Origin of the sequence: Aeromonas sp. 600886 (assembly GCF_049174935.1) — a bacterium.
In the GTDB taxonomy this organism is placed as follows: Bacteria; Pseudomonadota; Gammaproteobacteria; order Enterobacterales; family Aeromonadaceae; genus Aeromonas; species Aeromonas veronii_A.
The window spans coordinates 109,996-125,804 of record NZ_JAAKUB010000003.1 but is presented as its reverse complement, the minus strand read 5'-3'; the positions used below and the strand labels follow the sequence as shown (position 1 = coordinate 125,804).

At 62.0% G+C, this 15,809-nt stretch carries 10 protein-coding genes; 6 read left to right on the top strand and 4 right to left on the bottom strand.

Going from position 1 to position 15,809, the window contains the following annotated elements; genetic code table 11:
- The first annotated feature begins 86 nt into the window (after positions 1-86).
- Complete coding sequence (locus G5179_RS03665) at positions 87-557, top strand: FKBP-type peptidyl-prolyl cis-trans isomerase (RefSeq protein WP_005338245.1); 471 nt, start codon at positions 87-89, stop codon at positions 555-557.
- Between the two features lie 64 nt (positions 558-621).
- Here the strand turns inward: G5179_RS03665 and ggt are convergent, their stop codons facing one another.
- Positions 622-2,403: a gamma-glutamyltransferase gene (gene ggt / locus G5179_RS03660; RefSeq protein WP_421257887.1), complete on the bottom strand. Its 1,782-nt coding sequence runs from the start codon at positions 2,401-2,403 to the stop codon at positions 622-624.
- A 177-nt stretch (positions 2,404-2,580) separates the two neighbouring features.
- Positions 2,581-3,492 (bottom strand): recombination-associated protein RdgC, encoded by a 912-nt coding sequence (gene rdgC / locus G5179_RS03655; protein ID WP_005347467.1) that lies wholly within the window; start codon positions 3,490-3,492, stop codon positions 2,581-2,583.
- Positions 3,493-3,671: 179 nt separating this feature from the next.
- Here rdgC and G5179_RS03650 point away from each other — a divergent pair, with 179 nt between their 5' ends.
- The 3 genes from G5179_RS03650 to G5179_RS03640 all read left to right on the top strand — a co-directional run bounded on the left by G5179_RS03650 (position 3,672) and on the right by G5179_RS03640 (position 9,179).
- Positions 3,672-4,100: a GNAT family N-acetyltransferase gene (locus G5179_RS03650; RefSeq protein ID WP_266134224.1), complete on the top strand. Its 429-nt coding sequence runs from the start codon at positions 3,672-3,674 to the stop codon at positions 4,098-4,100.
- A 103-nt stretch (positions 4,101-4,203) separates the two neighbouring features.
- Entirely contained in the window at positions 4,204-5,430 is a 1,227-nt protein-coding gene (locus G5179_RS03645; protein ID WP_216978333.1) for an exonuclease SbcCD subunit D C-terminal domain-containing protein, read from the top strand.
- Positions 5,427-9,179, top strand: coding sequence for an AAA family ATPase (locus G5179_RS03640; RefSeq protein ID WP_421257886.1), 3,753 nt, complete (start codon positions 5,427-5,429; stop codon positions 9,177-9,179). Before G5179_RS03645 ends, G5179_RS03640 begins: the two co-directional genes overlap by 4 nt.
- 93 nt (positions 9,180-9,272) lie before the next feature.
- On the opposite strand, the gene G5179_RS03635 is transcribed toward G5179_RS03640, so the two are convergent.
- Entirely contained in the window at positions 9,273-10,037 is a 765-nt protein-coding gene (locus G5179_RS03635) for a class III extradiol ring-cleavage dioxygenase (protein ID WP_337072348.1), read from the bottom strand.
- 167 nt (positions 10,038-10,204) lie between these two features.
- Entirely contained in the window at positions 10,205-10,447 is a 243-nt protein-coding gene (locus G5179_RS03630) for a hypothetical protein (protein ID WP_021230511.1), read from the bottom strand.
- A gap of 308 nt (positions 10,448-10,755) precedes the next feature.
- Between G5179_RS03630 and pykF the strand changes: the two genes are divergently transcribed.
- On the top strand, positions 10,756-12,168 hold the full coding sequence (gene pykF, locus G5179_RS03625) for a pyruvate kinase PykF (RefSeq protein ID WP_031227651.1): 1,413 nt from the start codon (positions 10,756-10,758) through the stop codon (positions 12,166-12,168).
- Positions 12,169-12,318: 150 nt separating this feature from the next.
- Complete coding sequence (gene mscK / locus G5179_RS03620) at positions 12,319-15,648, top strand: mechanosensitive channel MscK (protein WP_128836218.1); 3,330 nt, start codon at positions 12,319-12,321, stop codon at positions 15,646-15,648.
- Positions 15,649-15,809 lie beyond the last annotated feature (161 nt).

Genomic DNA, 15,809 nt, shown 5'->3' with positions numbered 1-15,809 from the left:
CGCCCTGTGGCTCGCCATCAGGGGCGGTGCGCGATAAGATGGCGCCCTCCTTGCACTTTTTACATTTCATGGAACAGGAAAAACCGATGAAATTCATACTGATCGCGCTGCTCATCGCCGGTGTGGCCTACTATTTTTACTCCAGCAGCAACAACAAGAAGCTGGCGGCCGACAACGTGCGGATTGGCGCCGAGTTCCTCGCCAGCAACAAGGACAAACCGCTGGTGACCACCACCGCCTCCGGCCTGCAGTACGAAGTGCTGACCCCGGGCACCGGCACCGTTCACCCCACCGCCACCAGCAAGGTGAAGGTGCACTACGAGGGCAAGCTGCTGGACGGTACCGTCTTTGACAGCTCGGTCGCCCGTGGCGAGCCCATCGAGTTTGGCCTCAATCAGGTGATCGCTGGCTGGACCGAAGGGGTACAGCTGATGGTGGAAGGTGAGAAGACCCGTTTCTACATCCCCGCCAACCTCGCCTACGGCGACCGTGCCGCAGGCAAAATCCCGCCGGGATCAGTCCTGATCTTCGACGTGGAGCTGTTGGGTATCCAGTAAGCGCTCCGTCACGCTCCATCAACAACAAGGCCAGCATCATGCTGGCCTTGTTGCTATGGGAACCTCACTCCCCCTTGGCGATCCCTTCCCGGCGCGGATCCGCAGCGCCAAACCAGCCGCCAGTGTTGCGCTCAACCCCCTGCAGGCCGGAGGTCTGCTCGTTCAATACCACCTCGTGTCCCCTCGCCTTCAACCCCTCGACCACCGACATGGGGGTGCGTCCCGCTTCCAGCTCAGTGGGGCCGTTGCGGCTGCCAAAGTTGGGCAGATTGATGGCCTGTTGCAGGTTCAGACCCCAATCCTGGGTGCCGAGCAGGGTCTTGCCCACGTAGTTGATGATGGCGGAGCCCCCCGGCGAGCCCAGCGTCATGGTCAGCTCGCCGCTTGGCTTGTCAAACACCAGCAGGGGTGACATGGAGGATCGGGGCCGCTTGCCCGGCTCCACCCGGTTTGCCACCGGCAGACCGGCAGCATCTACCGAGGTGAAGGAGAAATCGGTGAGCTGGTTGTTGAGCAGGTAGCCGTTGACCATCTGACGCGATCCAAAACCATCCTCGATGGAGCTGGTCATGGAGATGGCCATCCCCGCCTTGTCGACGATCGAGACATGGCTGGTAGAGGGGAGTTCCGGGGTCGCATCCTTGCCGCGCGCCAGCGCCAGTGGCGGCGTACCGGGCTTGGCAATCCCCATGGAGTGCTGACCGACAAGCTTGCCGCGCTCGGCCAGATAGCCCTTGTCCAGCAACCCCTGCACCGGCACCCTGACAAAATCGCTGTCGGCGACGTACTGGTTGCGATCGGCGAAGGCCAGACGCGCCGCTTCGCTGTAGAGGTGGATAGCCTCGCTGGAGGCAGCCAGCCCCCCCTCCTTCGTGGTGATCGGCTTGAGGGCCGCCATATCGCGGCTCTCCAGCATGCCGAAAATCTGGCCGAGCGCCAGAGTGCCGGATGAGGGAGTGGGGAAACCGCAGATCTTGCTCTGGCGATAGTCAAAGCAGAGGCCATCCCGCAGTTTGGCCTGATAGCTGGCCAGATCGGTGGCCGCCAGTACCCCGGGATTGGTGGGATGCTGGCGTACCTTGGCCACCATGGCATCCGCCAGCGGCCCCCGATAGAAGGCATCCGCCCCCTCCGTTGCCAGAGTGCGCAGCACCTTGGCCAGCGCCGGGTTGGTCAGCCGGGTACCCGCCGTTTTGGGGCTGCCATCCGCCTGATAGAAATAGGCTCGCGCCTGCGGATCCCGTGCCAGATAGGGATCCTTGGCCAGCAATGTGGCCAGCCGTGGACTTATCACAAATCCTTGCTCTGCCAGCGTGATGGCAGGCTCGAACAGCGCAGCCCAGGGCAACTTGCCATAACGCTGATGGGCCAGTGCCAGAGCGCGCAGGGTGCCGGGAACGCCGACCGAGCGGCCCCCCACCACCCCGTCATAAAACGCCAGCGGCTTGCCATCTTGCATAAACAGCTGGTCGGTGGCAGCGGCCGGCGCCGTCTCGCGGCCATCCACCGCACTCACCTTGCGGCCATCCCACACCAGCAGCAGCGTTCCGCCACCGATCCCGGAGGATTGCGGCTCCACCAGCGTCAACACCAGCTGCACCGCAATGGCGGCATCGACGGCACTGCCACCGGCCTTGATGATCTGGTAGCCCGCATCCACCGCCAGCGGGTTGGCGGCCGCCACCATGAAGTCATGGCCCTGCCAGCCCTGCTTGTCGGTCCAGCCACTGGCCGCCTCCGGCGCGATCAGGGTCTGGGCTGGCGGGGTGTAGTGAAAGCCGTTGTCACTGGCACAACCGGCCAGCAGGGCAAGGGCGATAGCGAGCCCCAGAGGTTTGCGCAACATGACTCTCTCCTTGTCTGTTTTATGACCATGAAGAGGGACTATGTCACGATTGGCGCTGGTAGCTCAAGTTATTGAGCAAGATCAATATCTTACTCATCTATCAATAATGGCTATCCGTAACAGACATAAAAAAACCGCCCGAAGGCGGTTTTTTTCAATCAGGTAGAGCCAGTTAGCTTAGATGGACTGCTCTTCGCCACCCAGGGCGGCAAACAGCGCCGGGATAAACTGGGACAGCTCGGCGGTGACCAGCGCGAAGTCTGCATCCAGACGGGCGGCCGGATCTTCGCTGGTGACGTCGTCGTTCTGCTCGCGCAGCTCTTCGCTGAATTTCAGACGCTTGATGGAGAGATCATCCCCCAGCACGAAGCTGACGGTCTCGCCCCAGTTGAGGGCCAGCTTGGTCACCAGCTTGTCATTGGCCAGGTGGTTCTTGATTTCATCCGTCATCAGATCCTGCTGCTTGCAGCGGATGATGCCGCCGTGCTCCATGGCGCTGCGCAGCTCGGCTTCATCTTCCAGAGTGAAGGAAGCGGGCAGGTTGCCCTCATTCAGCCACTCGGTCATGGTGATCTCGGGCGGATTCTTGAGAGCCACCGGCACCACCGGCAGGGAGCCGATGGATTTGCGCAACAGTGCCAGCAGGTCGTCCGCCTTCTTGGCAGAACCTGCGTCCACCACCATCAAATTGTCGGCCGGATTGATCCAGGCGAAGGTCTGGCTGGTACGACTAAAGGCACGGGGCAGCAGGGTGTGGAGGATCTCCTCTTTCAGCGCCTCCTTCTCTTTCTTCTTGAGGGCGCGTCCCTGTTCGAACTCGATCGCTTCTACCTTCTCGGCCAGCATCTCCTTGACCACGGTACCGGGCAGCATCTTCTCCTCTTTGCGGGCGCAGATGAGGATGTGGCCGGAGGCAGAGTGGGTCAGGGTTGAGCCGAATTTGCCAAGGGGCTTGACCCACCCGAAACGGGAGATGTCCTGACTGCCGCAAGGGGTGAAGGCACAGGCTTCCAGCTGGGTTTCCAGCTGATCCACGGTCAGGTCAAAGGGGCGGGTAAAGCGATAAATCTGCAGGTTTTTAAACCACATGGCGTCCTCGGTCTCTAGATTGTCCGGCGGGCATTGTACTAGAGAGGCGCTTTGTGATCAGCCAATCATTCTCGCTAAATAAAGGGCGATCGACCTCACAGGGTCTCATTTATATCACCTGAACGGCCGTCAAGTTCCCCTAGACTGCGAGTGTACAAGTTGTTACCAAGGATGGATTTATGTTGCGGCCCAGTCGCCCGGAAGATATGGAAGAGATCGTCGAAATCTGGCTGCTGGCCTCCCTGCAGGCCCACGATTTCGTCGATGCCTCCTGCTGGTGGCAGGCACAGGAGGATCTGCGTACCCGCTATCTCGATCGTGCCGCCATCTGGGTGTTCGAGGAGCGCGGCGATCTGCTCGGTTTCATGGCGATGGTGGACAACTATCTCGCCGCCCTCTTTGTGCGTCCCGACCGTCAGGGTCGCGGTGTCGGCCACGCCCTGCTGCAGGAGGCCAAGCGTCAGGGGGCGTCGCTCTACGCCCGGGTCTTCGTCGAGAACGATCAGGCGGTACGTTTCTATCGTCGCCACGGTTTCGTCATCAAGGGTGAAGAGTCCGATCCCCTCACCGGTCACCCCCAGTACAAGATGTGCTGCGAACCCGCATGAACTGATGACAGACCGCTGTTTTACTTGAAAAAAGCACGGGGCATCCTCATCTTGTCTCCATCGGGTGCCCTAGGCACCGTCCCTGCAACCGGGCTGCTTTCCAATGAAAATCCTCCATACCGCCGACTGGCATCTTGGCCATCAACTCCATGGTCATGACCGCCGTTTTGAACACGATGCCTTCCTCGACTGGCTGAGCGACACCCTCAAGGCGCGCGAGATCGACGCCCTGTTGGTAGCGGGCGATCTGTTTGATACCGCCAATCCGCCCGCCAGCGCCTGGCAACAACTCTACCGTTTTCTGGCGCGGCTGCGCGCCGAGATGCCCCACCTCAACATGGTGCTGATCGGCGGCAACCACGACTCTCCCTCCAAGCTCGATGCCCCCCACGAGCTGCTGCGCGCCTTTGATCTGCATCTGGTGGGCAGCATCAGTCGCGACAGTGAGGGCAAGCTCGAGACCGACCGCCTGCTGGTACCGCTGCAAGACAAGGAGGGCAACATTGCCGCCTGGTGCGCCGCCGTGCCGTTCCTGCGCAGCAGCGACTTGCGGGTGGAGCCGTTGGAAGAAGGGCAGGACCGGCTGATCGAAGGGGTACGCCAAATCTACGCCGAGGTATTGGCCGAAGGGCGCGCCCGCTGCGGGGAGGGTCTGCCGCTCATCGCCATGGGCCATGCCTATCTGGCGGCGGGCCAGCTCTCGGAGCTGTCGGAGCGGCGGGTGCTCGGCGGCAACCAGCACGCACTGCCTGCCGAACTCTTTGCCGGTGCCGACTACACGGCGCTCGGCCACCTCCATCTGGCCCAGAGCCCGGCCGAGGGGGTGCACTACAGCGGCTCGCCGCTGCCGCTTTCGCTGGCCGAAGCCAACTACAACCATCAGGTGCTGGAAGTGACCTTTTCAGAGGGGAAACTGGCCGGGCTGGAGCGGATCCCTGTACCCCGCGCGGTGGAGATGATCCGCCTGCCCCAGAGCAGCCTCGACGACGCACTCCAAGCCATCGCATCGCTCGAGCTGCCTGCTTGTCCACAAGAGGCACAACCCTTCCTCGAAGTGCGGCTGCTGCTGCCCAAGCCAGAAGCGCGCATCCGCGAGCGCATTCTCGCCGCAATCGCAGACAAACCGGTGCGTCTGGCCCGCATCAGCACCCAGTATCAGGGCTCGGGCGAAGGGCTGGCCGATGGTCGCGAGCGGCGCAGGCTCGATGAGCTCTCCCCCACCGAGGTGTTTCGCCTCTGCTATCAGCGCCAGTTCGAGGGGGAACCCGAAGCACAACTGGTCGCCTCGTTTGAAGAGATCCTGGAGCAGGTGAAGGAGTCAAACCAATGAAAATCTTGTCTCTGTCAGGTGAGAATCTGGCCAGTCTGACCGGCCCCTTCACCATCGACTTTACCAGGGGGGCGCTCGGCGCCGCCGGTCTGTTTGCCATCACCGGCAACACTGGCGCGGGCAAGAGCACATTGCTCGACGCCATTTGTCTGGCCCTCTACGACGAGATGCCGCGCTTTATTGCCAATCGCAAGAACGTGGCCGAAGTGGGCCGCATGGATGACGAAGAGAAGCTCAAGGCCAACGACGTGCGTGGCATCCTCAGTCGCGGCCACGCCAGCGGCTTTGCCGAGGTGCAGTTTCGTGGCTGCGATGGCCGCATCTGGCTGGCCCGCTGGGCGGTGCGCCGGGCGCGAAACCGCTCGGAGGGGCGTTTTCAGGCGCAGGAGCGAACCCTGACCGATGTGGCGTCAGGGCAGGTTTTCTCCGGCAGCAAGCGGGAGCTGCAGGATCGCATCGACGAGCTGGTGGGTCTCTCCTGGGAGCAGTTCCGCCGCGCGGTGATCCTGCCGCAGGGGGAATTTGCCGCCTTCCTCAAATCGGATGCCAACGAGCGCTCCGCCCTGCTCGAACGGATGACCGGCACCGAACTCTACTCTGCCATCTCCATCCAGACCTATGAACGGGCGCGGGAAGAACAGCAGAAGCTGGCCACCATCGCCCAGCGCCTCGGCGACGTGGCGCTGATGGATGAAGCGACCCGCGAACAGTGGGTAAGCCAGCAGGTGAGCCTCTCCACCACCCTCAAGCACGAGCAGCAACAGCAGCTGCTGATGCAGGACTTGCGCGACCTCAACAGTCGCATTGCAGCCCAGCTGCAGGGCTGCGCCGAGGGACAGGCGGCGCTCGATGCCGCCCTGCAGGCCCACGGCGCCGCGGCCCCCGAGCGCGAGGAGTTTGCCCGTGCCGAACAGGCCCAGGTGGCCCGCGCCGATCACGACGAGCTGGCCCGCCTCACCCTTGAGGTACAGCAGCAGGAGAAGGTGATCGCCGAGCTGGGGCCGGAGCTGGCCAAACTCGAGGAGCAGACCCAGCAGAGCGCGCTGACCGAACAGCAGTTGCTGGCGGAGAAGATCGCCGCCGAGCGGGAATGGGGTGCCCTGCAACCCGAACTCAAGCGGGCGCAGGAGCTCGATACCCGCATCCGGGAAAAAGTGCAGCAGTTGCAGAAGATCCAGCAGGAGGGGGCACAGGAGCGAGAAGTGCAACTCACGCTGGAGCAGGGCTGGCGCGAGCAAAGCCGACAGGTGGAGCTGCTCAAGCAGCAGCACCAGCAGTGGGGCCTTTGGCTCGAAGAGCACAAGGAGCTGGCACCGGTGGCCCGCCAGTGGCAGCCCCTGCTCAGCGCCATGCAAGATTGGGCAGAGGATGCCGACAAGCTGCAGCAACTGCTCACCCTGCGCGATCACAAGCTGCGCGCCCTGCAGCAGCTGCAACGCCAGCTGGAAAAGGGGCAGCAGGAGCGCGACTACTGGCAACATGAACAAGCTCGGCTGCAACAGCAACAGAACGAGCTGCAGGAGCAGCAGTGGGAGAGCCGCCTCGCCAAAGCGCAGGAGCAGTGGCAGCAGCAAACCGAACAGCTGGGCCAGCTGCGCCAGCTGCTGGAGCTGGCCGATTACGGCCGCAACCACGGCGAGCAGCATACCCGCCTGCAACAGGAGATTGCCCAGCTGGAGCAGGCCCTTGGCAAGCTCGCCACCCTCGGCGAAGAGCTGGCCCCCGCCCGCGAGCGGCTCGCCCTGCAGCGGGATGAGGCGCGCCATGCGCTGGAGCAGTCCCGCGCCATCGCCAGCTTCGAGCAGTATCGCCATATCCTGAGCGATGGCGAACCTTGCCCGCTGTGCGGTTCCGTGGAGCACCCCTACAGCCAGAGCCAGCCCCAGGTGGCGGGGATCCTAGGTCAGCTGGCGGAGCGGGTCAGAAGCCTCGAACTCGAATGGGAGCGGCTCAATCATCAATACATTCAGTGCGAGAGCGAGCGTCAGGAGCTGGCCCGCCAGCTGGCGGTGCGTCAGCAACATCTGCCGGAGCTGGAAGCCCGCGCCGAGCAGCTGACCCAGCGCTGGCAACAGCTGGGGGGCGATACCCTGCTTGGCCATCCGCTGCCGCTGCGCCAAAGCCCCATTGAGTGGAACGAGCTGATGAGCACCCTGCTTAGCCGTGGCCAAGCGCTGGAACAGGGGTTGGCCCAAAGCCAGCAGCAGCTGCGTCAGGCCCAGCTTGGCCAACAACAGCTGCAGGGAGTGCGTCAGCAACTTAGCCAGTTGGCTGCCCAGCACCAGCAGTTTGACCAGCAGTGGCAGGAGGCCGATCGCCAGCGCATCGCGCTGGAAGGAGAAGTGAAGGCAATGGGCGAGCAGGAAGCGACCCTGCGCCAGCGCCTCGAACAGGGGGGCAACCGTCTCGATGAGCAGATGGCTGGCCAACCCTGGCGCCAGTGGCTCGGCAGCCAACAGTGGCACGAGTGGCAGCAGGCCTGCGAAGCCTGGCTGCACGGCCAGAGCGAGTGGGAGCGGCTGGCCAGCGAGATCGCAAGCCTCACCCCGGCACTGAGTGCGCAGGAGGCACGCCTGCAGACCCAGCGCGAGCTGCTGCACAAGCTGGAGCGGGACTACAAGGAGCACGAACAGCAGCGGCAGGGGCTGCTCACCAGCCGCGCCGCCTGTCTGAATGGCGAGGAGATCCCGCAGGTCGAGAGCCGCTGGCAGCAACGACTGCAGCAGCTCGCCAGCGAACTGGAGGCGATGCAACAGAGCGCCCGCGCCCTGCACGAGCGGCAGACCGAGCTCAAGACCCGTCTCACCCATGTGGAGCAGGAGAAGCAGGTGAGCAGCCGCCGCAAACGGGAGGTGCTGGGGCGCTGGGCTGCCCACGCCAGTACCCTCAGCATCGCCGAATATGACCTTCGCCGCCTGCTCGCCATCACCCCCGATGAACTCAAGGCTCGCCGCACTGCCCTGCAAGGGCTGGAGGATGCGGTTGGCGAGGCGCGCACCCGCCTTGCCGAGCGGCAACGGGCGCTGGCGCTGGAGGAGAGCAAACGGGATCGCTATCGGGAACATCACCCCGAGCTGGCCGCCCTGCCGGATGCAGAGCTGAGCGACCAACTGGCGGCACTCGATGCCCGTTGTCGCGCCCTTGAAGAGCAGCTGTTCGAGTGCAAGAGCAAGCTGGCACAGGCCGAAGCCGCCGCTCTCAAGGCAGGCAGCCTGCAACAGGAGCTGGCCGCCCAGCAGGCGGTGGCCGACCACTGGCAGCAGCTGTGCGATCTGATTGGGCAGGCCAACGGCGCCAAGTTCCGCACCTTCGCCCAGAGCCTCACCCTCGAGCGTCTGCTGCTGGAGGCCAACGCCCAGCTCGCCGAGCTATCACCGCGCTACCGGCTGGAGCGGGTACCCGGCACCGATCTGGCGCTACAAGTGGTGGATCTCGACATGGGGGACGAGGTGCGTTCGGTGGACTCCCTCTCCGGTGGCGAGAGTTTTCTGGTGTCGCTGGCGCTGGCGCTGGCCCTCTCCAGCCTCTCGTCACGGCAGACCCAGGTCGAGTCGCTGTTTATCGACGAGGGGTTTGGCACCCTGGATCCGGACAGTCTGGATCTGGCGCTCGCCAGCCTCGACTCCCTCCAAGCCGCCGGTCGCCAGATCGGGGTCATCTCCCACGTCCAGACGCTGGTGGAGCGGATTGGCGTGCAGATCAGGGTCGAAGCCCTCGGCGGTGGCGAGAGCCGGGTAGTGGTTCCCTGAGAGCCTTCGGCTCAATCACCAGTACCATCGGCTCAACCCCCACGCCGTAAATAGCAAGACCCCGCCAATTGGCGGGGTCTTGTTGAGAGGCTATCAGCCGAAGCGGTAGGCCCCCATATAGAGGCTGCCGCCATCCCAGCTCTCGTGCAGCCGGGTCGGCGCCACACCATCGGCCGCCCCCAACGCCACAAAGAGTGGGCGCAGATGATCGTCGTGGGGATGGGACTCCACCGCGCCTGGAGCCAGCCGACGATAGTCGAGCAGCGCCAGCCGATCCTCGTCGGCCATCTTCTGCTCCAGCCAGTCGACAAACAGGCTGGCCCACTCCGGCACTGGCGAGCCTTCCGGTGCCAGCGCCCGCAGGTTGTGGGTGATGGCGCCGGAGGCGAGGATGCCAATCCCCTGACTGCGCAGTGCCCCCAACACCTCTCCCAACTGCCACAACTGGGCCGGGGTGAAGCTCGCGGGAATGGAGACCTGCACCAGCGGGATCTCGCTGTTTGGGTCGATCAGAGATAGGGGCGACCAGACTCCGTGATCCAGCTCGCGCCGCACCGGGGTGGCGGTCAGTCCGGCCAGTGCCAGCTGGTCGCTCACCCCTTGTTGCAGCCACTCGGGGCTGCTGGCAGGCCAGCGCATCCGGTAGAGGGGCTCGGGAAAGCCGTAAAAGTCGTACATCAAGGCCGGTTTGGGCTCGACGTTGATCTGCAACTCGCGGCTGAACCAGTGGGCGGAGATGACCACCAGCCCCTTGAGCTCACCCAGACGCAGGGTTCGCAGAAAGCGAGTGGCGGGTTGCTCACGCAGCACCAGATCCGGTGCGCCGTGAGAGATAAACCAGACGGGGGCGAGGGACATAAAGCGGACTCCAACAAAGTATCAGGGGGCGATACCGGAGGGGATATCGCTGTTGGAATCGATTATCCTCCCGCCATGAAAGGTGGACAATCCAGCAAGATAGATAAGAACTATCAACTAATGGTTGATAATTTCACGCTTTCACGACCGGTAAGCAGCAATAGATATCAAGGCTGCGGCGCTTCAGGCAGCTGTCGGGCTACACGAAGCGCCATCCGGGTCGCTGCACTGTGATCCTGCCACTCTCGCCACGCCAATCCCTCGGCGGCCGCCTCCCCTTTCACTGGATGGGAGAAGATCGCCAGCAGACCGGCATTATCAGGCCAGTAGCGAGCTGGCAGCGTCTGAACCAGCAGCAGGGCGGCGCCTAGCAAGAGCAGAGCCCATCCGGTTTCATGGCTGTTTTTCATCCCGACCTCCTTCACCCGTGCGCCAATGAACTAACATTTTTGCGCAAGCCGGTGACAAGACGGTGACAGCGGACGGGTGGTCATTTTACAACATCTGAACCTCAACCCGGCCAAACAACCACAGATGGCAACATTTGTATCCCTTCAGCCCGAACCTGTGGCCGTATGCTCTAAAATGTGACTCACAGGAAAACGTTATCCCTGAAAAGAAAACGTTATCTGGTCAAAACGTTGTTTCTGGATCATAAAAAGATTCCAAAAACTGGTGTATATTGCTCGGCGGAAATTCCTTAACCATGAAGATTGACATGAAAAAGACCAAAATTGTCTGCACCATCGGTCCGAAGACCGAATCCAAAGAAATGCTGGCCAAAATGCTGGACGCCGGCATGAACGTCATGCGCCTGAACTTCTCCCACGGTGACTACGCCGAGCACGGCAGCCGCATCAGCAACCTGCGCGCTGTAATGGCCGAGACCGGCAAGCACGCAGCTATCCTGCTGGACACCAAGGGTCCGGAAATCCGTACCATGAAGCTGGAAGGCGGCAACGACGTCGCGCTGGTCGCTGGCCAGACTTTCACCTTCACCACTGACCAGACCGTGGTTGGCAACAAAGACAAAGTGGCCGTGACCTATGCAGGTTTCGCCAACGATCTGCGCGTCGGCAACCGCATCCTGGTTGATGACGGCCTGATCGGTCTGGACGTTATCGAAATCACCGAGCGCGAAGTTATCTGTAAAGTGCTGAACAACGGTGACCTGGGCGAGAACAAAGGCGTTAACCTGCCGGGCGTCTCCATCAAGCTGCCGGCCCTGGCCGAGAAAGACAAGCGCGACCTGATCTTCGGTTGCGAGCAAGGCGTTGATTTCGTTGCTGCTTCTTTCATCCGCAAGAAAGAAGACGTTCTGGAAATCCGTGAGCACCTGAAAGCCCACGGTGGCGAGAACATCCAGATCATCTCCAAGATCGAAAACCAGGAAGGTCTGGACAACTTCGACGAGATCCTGGCTGTTTCCGACGGCATCATGGTTGCTCGTGGCGACATGGGTGTAGAGATCCCGGTTGAAGAAGTTATCTTCGCCCAGAAGATGATCATCGCCAAGTGCAACAAAGCCCGCAAAGTGGTTATCACTGCCACCCAGATGCTGGACTCCATGATCAAGAACCCGCGTCCGACCCGCGCCGAAGCTGGTGACGTGGCCAACGCCATCCTGGACGGTACCGACGCAGTCATGCTGTCCGGTGAATCCGCCAAGGGTAAGTACCCGCTGGAAGCCGTGACCATCATGGCCACCATCTGCGAGCGTACCGATGCCGTGATGCCGTCCAACCTGTCTGCTGCCAACGACAGCAACAAGCTGCGCATCACCGAAGCCGTATGTAAAGGCGCCGTAGAGACCTCCGAGAAGCTGGACGCCCCGCTGATCGTGGTCGCTACCGAAGGCGGCAAATCTGCCAAGGCCATTCGCAAGTACTTCCCGAAAGCCTGGATCCTGGCTATCACCACCAACAAGAAAACTGCTGCCCAACTGGTTCTGACCAAGGGTGTAGTTGCTCACGTGGTTGACAGCATCGCCTCTACCGACGATTTCTATCGCATCGGTAAAGAAGCCGCGCTGGAAATCGGCATGGGTCTGAAAGGTGACGTGGTTGTGATGGTCTCCGGTGCTCTGGTACCGAGCGGCACCACCAACACCGCTTCTGTTCACGTTCTTTAATCAGAGCTGAACGAGTTGAAAACGGCGCCTGCGGGCGCCGTTTTTTTTGTCCCTCCCCCCTGCTTACCTGACAAGCCCGGTGTTAGAATCCACGCGAATTTAATCTATGCGGGAAATCTCCCGAATATCGCGTAATAACCCGGAAGTTATATGCCCTCAATACGTTTTAAAAGAGTCTCGGCCACCCTGTTGCCGCTGCTCTGTCTCCTTGCCAGCCTCTGCGTGCCGCAAGCCATGGCGCAAGATGTCCCCTCTCGCAACGCAGTTCAGCGAGCGCTGGATGGTCTGGGTAAATCAGAGACCCTGACCGTCAGTCAGCAAGCGGATCAGAAGTTGCTGACCGAAACCCTCGGTCTGCTCGACAGCATCGACAAGGAAGAGGCGAAGGCCAAGACCCAGGCCCAGCGGATCCGCAACCTGCCCACCGAACTCAGAGAGATCAGTGCCAAGCTCGATGCCCTGACCAAGGGCAAGAGTGCCGAGCAGATCAAGAGCGAATACGCCAGCATGAGTCTGGCAGAGCTCGACAGCCGTCAGCCGGAAGTGCTGGCCAACATGCAGGCGGCCCAGGAGGCCCTCGGCGCCATCGGCAGCCAGCTCACCAGCTTGCAGACCCTGCCGGAGCGCGCCCAGGCCAGCATGAGCCGCGCCTACCAGCGCAGTCAGGAGATCCGTACCCGCCTCAACGCCGGTGAAAGCGTCTCCAGCGCCGAGAAGATGAAGCTCGGTGCCGAGCTGGCCCTGCTCGACCTGCAACTGGCCCACCTGCAAAAGGAGCTGGATAACCGTACCAGCATGCAAGATCTGGCGATCAAGCAGCGCGACTACCAGAGTGCCCGTCTCGCCAGCGAAGAGCAGAAACTGCAGCTGTTGCAGGATCAGAGCAGCGCCAAGCGCCTCGGCGACACCGAAAAAACCGCCGAGCAGACCGGTGAACTGGTGGCGACCGAAGACAGCCCGCTGGTGCAAAAAGAGCAGGAGCTCAACCACCAGCTCAGCCAGCAGCTGATCGGTGCCACCACCAGCCTCAACTCGCTGGTCCAGAAAAACCTGCAAGCCAAGAGCTGGCTGGAGCGCGGCATCCAGACCGAGCGCAACCTCAATGAACAGGTGCAGATGCTCAAGGGCAATCTGCTGCTGTCACGCATCCTCTATCAGCTCTACCAGCAGCTGGAAGCGGCGCCCACCATCGCCGTCAAAAACCTGGAAGAGCAGATCGCCGATCTGCATCTGGCCCAGTTTGAACTGAGCCAGCAGCGTGACCAGCTGTTCCAGAAGAACCTCTATCTAGACAATCTGATCGCCGGCAGCAAGGATCCGGTCAGCGAGGAGGACAAGGAGAACCTTGCCAAGCTGCTCGATACCCGCATCAATCTGCTCGATCAGCTCAACCGCCAACTCGACAGCCAGCTTACCAACGCCATCAGCCTGCAGCTGACCCAGCAGCAGCTGGCGCGGGTCTATGCCTCTATCGAATTTACCCTGCAGCAACACATCTTCTGGGTAAGCAGCAACAAGCCCATCGACAGCAAGTGGTTTATCAGCTGGCCCGCCCAGGCCTACAAACAGGCCTCCGACTGGGTATTGAAACCGGACTGGAAACGCTGGCGCGAAGAGCTGCTCGGGATCTCCCTGCTTGCCTTCCCGCTGCTGCTGATCGGCGGCCTGCTGGTCTGGAAACGTCCGGCGCTGGTTGAGCGCGAGAAGAAGATCACCAAGGACCTTGGCCGTTTCCGTCAGGACAGCCAGTGGCACACCCCGCGCGCCCTGCTCTATACCGTGCTGCAACGCCTGCCGGGCAGCATGTTCATTCTGGCTGGCGGTCTGCTGCTCACCTACTGCGGTCTGCTCAGTCCCAAGCTGATGTTCCAGATCACCCTGAACCTTGCCCTCGGCTATCTGGTATTCAGCGTCTATCTGGCGGTGATGCGCCCGGGCGGCATCGCCGAAACCCACTTCCGGATCCCGAAAGCGGAGCTGCAGGCCAAGCGCAACAGCATGCGCTACATCTGGTTACCACTGCTGCCGCTCATCATGCTCGCAACCAAGGCGGTGGTTGAACCCTCCACCCTGGGCAACGACGTGATCGGCCAGGCCATGACCCTGACCCTGCTGGGGCTGGCCGCCTATCTGGTGTTCCCCATCTCCCGCGCCCGCATCAAGGGCGAGGCGAGCATGCAGAAGTCGCTGATCGCCATTGCCCTGGCGCTGGCACCGGTGGCGCTGATCGTGCTGGCCGTGCTCGGTTACTACTACACCGCGCTGAAGCTGACCGGTCGCCTGATCGAATCCTTCTACCTCATCATCATCTGGAGCCTGGTCTACCGCACCGCCCTGCGTGGTCTGGAGCTGGCTGCCCGTCGTCTGGCCTACCGCCGTGCGGTGGCCAAGCGTGAGCACAAATCTTCGGAAGATGCGGAAGGTGGCGAGTCCATCGAAGAGCAGCCCATGGATCTGGAGGATGTCAGCCAGCAGTCCCTGCGTCTGACCCGTACCGTGCTGATGCTGATCTTCGGTGTCGCCTTCTACTGGCTCTGGTCTGATCTGGTCGCGGTCTTCTCCTACCTCGACAGCATGGTGCTGTGGCACCGCAGTGAAGGCACCGGCGCCAACGCCGTGCTGTTCCCCATCAGCCTGAGTGATGTGCTGATCGGCTTCCTGCTGCTCGGCGGTGCCTGGTCACTGGCGCGCAACCTGCCCGGCTTGCTGGAGGTGCTGGTGCTCTCCAAGCTCAACCTGGCTCAGGGTACCGCCTACGCCATCACCACCATGCTCAACTACGTGCTGATCGGCTTTGGCTCCCTGACCGCTCTCTCCATGATGGGCGTGCAGTGGGACAAGCTGCAGTGGGTAGCGGGTGGTCTGTCAGTCGGTATCGGTTTCGGCATGAAGGAGATCCTCTCCAACTTCGTCTCCGGCATCATCATCCTGTTCGAGCGTCCGGTGCGGATCGGTGACACCGTCACCATCGGCTCCTTCTCCGGTACCGTCTCGCGGATCCGCATTCGCGCCACCACCCTGACCGACTTCGACCGCAAAGAGGTGATCATCCCCAACCAGCAACTGATGACAGAACGGCTCATCAACTGGTCGCTGAGTGACACCGTCACCCGGGTGATCGTGCGGGTGGGCGTGGCGTACGGCTCGGATCTGGAGCTGACCCGCACCCTGCTCAAACAGGCGGCCGACGAAAACAGCCGCGTGCTGAAAGACCCAGCCCCCATCGTCTACTTCCTCACCTTTGGCGCCAGTACTCTGGATCACGAGCTGCGCTTCTTCGTGAGCGAACTGGGGGATCGCAACCCGGCGGTGGACGAGTTGAACCGCAAGATCGACCAACTGTTCCGCGAGAACGGCATCGAGATCGCCTTCAACCAGATGGATGTCTACATCAAGAACATGCAGGGCGAAGAGCAGAAGGTGGAGTCCAACTCCGCCGCCCTGCCGCCGCCCGCGGAAGATGGCAAGCAGCCAGCCTGATAGCGAACTGCATTAATCTGATAGCAACAGCCGCTCACCCAGGTGAGCGGCTTTTTTATGTTCCCGTTGCCACGACCGTCCACTCAGGCAACCGCCGGAGAGTGATAAATGAGTTTACCCGCTGCGGTCTCTCACCTAATGTAGGCTGACGAACGGGAGAG

What these genes read in the sequence shown, in the direction of transcription:
- G5179_RS03665 (WP_005338245.1), top strand. Translation starts at nt 87, where the DNA reads ATGAAATTCATACTGATCGCGCTGCTCATCGCCGGTGTGGCCTACTAT.
- ggt (WP_421257887.1), bottom strand. Translation starts at nt 2,403, where the DNA reads ATGTTGCGCAAACCTCTGGGGCTCGCTATCGCCCTTGCCCTGCTGGCC.
- rdgC (WP_005347467.1), bottom strand. Translation starts at nt 3,492, where the DNA reads ATGTGGTTTAAAAACCTGCAGATTTATCGCTTTACCCGCCCCTTTGAC.
- G5179_RS03650 (WP_266134224.1), top strand. Translation starts at nt 3,672, where the DNA reads ATGTTGCGGCCCAGTCGCCCGGAAGATATGGAAGAGATCGTCGAAATC.
- G5179_RS03645 (WP_216978333.1), top strand. Translation starts at nt 4,204, where the DNA reads ATGAAAATCCTCCATACCGCCGACTGGCATCTTGGCCATCAACTCCAT.
- G5179_RS03640 (WP_421257886.1), top strand. Translation starts at nt 5,427, where the DNA reads ATGAAAATCTTGTCTCTGTCAGGTGAGAATCTGGCCAGTCTGACCGGC.
- G5179_RS03635 (WP_337072348.1), bottom strand. Translation starts at nt 10,037, where the DNA reads ATGTCCCTCGCCCCCGTCTGGTTTATCTCTCACGGCGCACCGGATCTG.
- G5179_RS03630 (WP_021230511.1), bottom strand. Translation starts at nt 10,447, where the DNA reads ATGAAAAACAGCCATGAAACCGGATGGGCTCTGCTCTTGCTAGGCGCC.
- pykF (WP_031227651.1), top strand. Translation starts at nt 10,756, where the DNA reads ATGAAAAAGACCAAAATTGTCTGCACCATCGGTCCGAAGACCGAATCC.
- mscK (WP_128836218.1), top strand. Translation starts at nt 12,319, where the DNA reads ATGCCCTCAATACGTTTTAAAAGAGTCTCGGCCACCCTGTTGCCGCTG.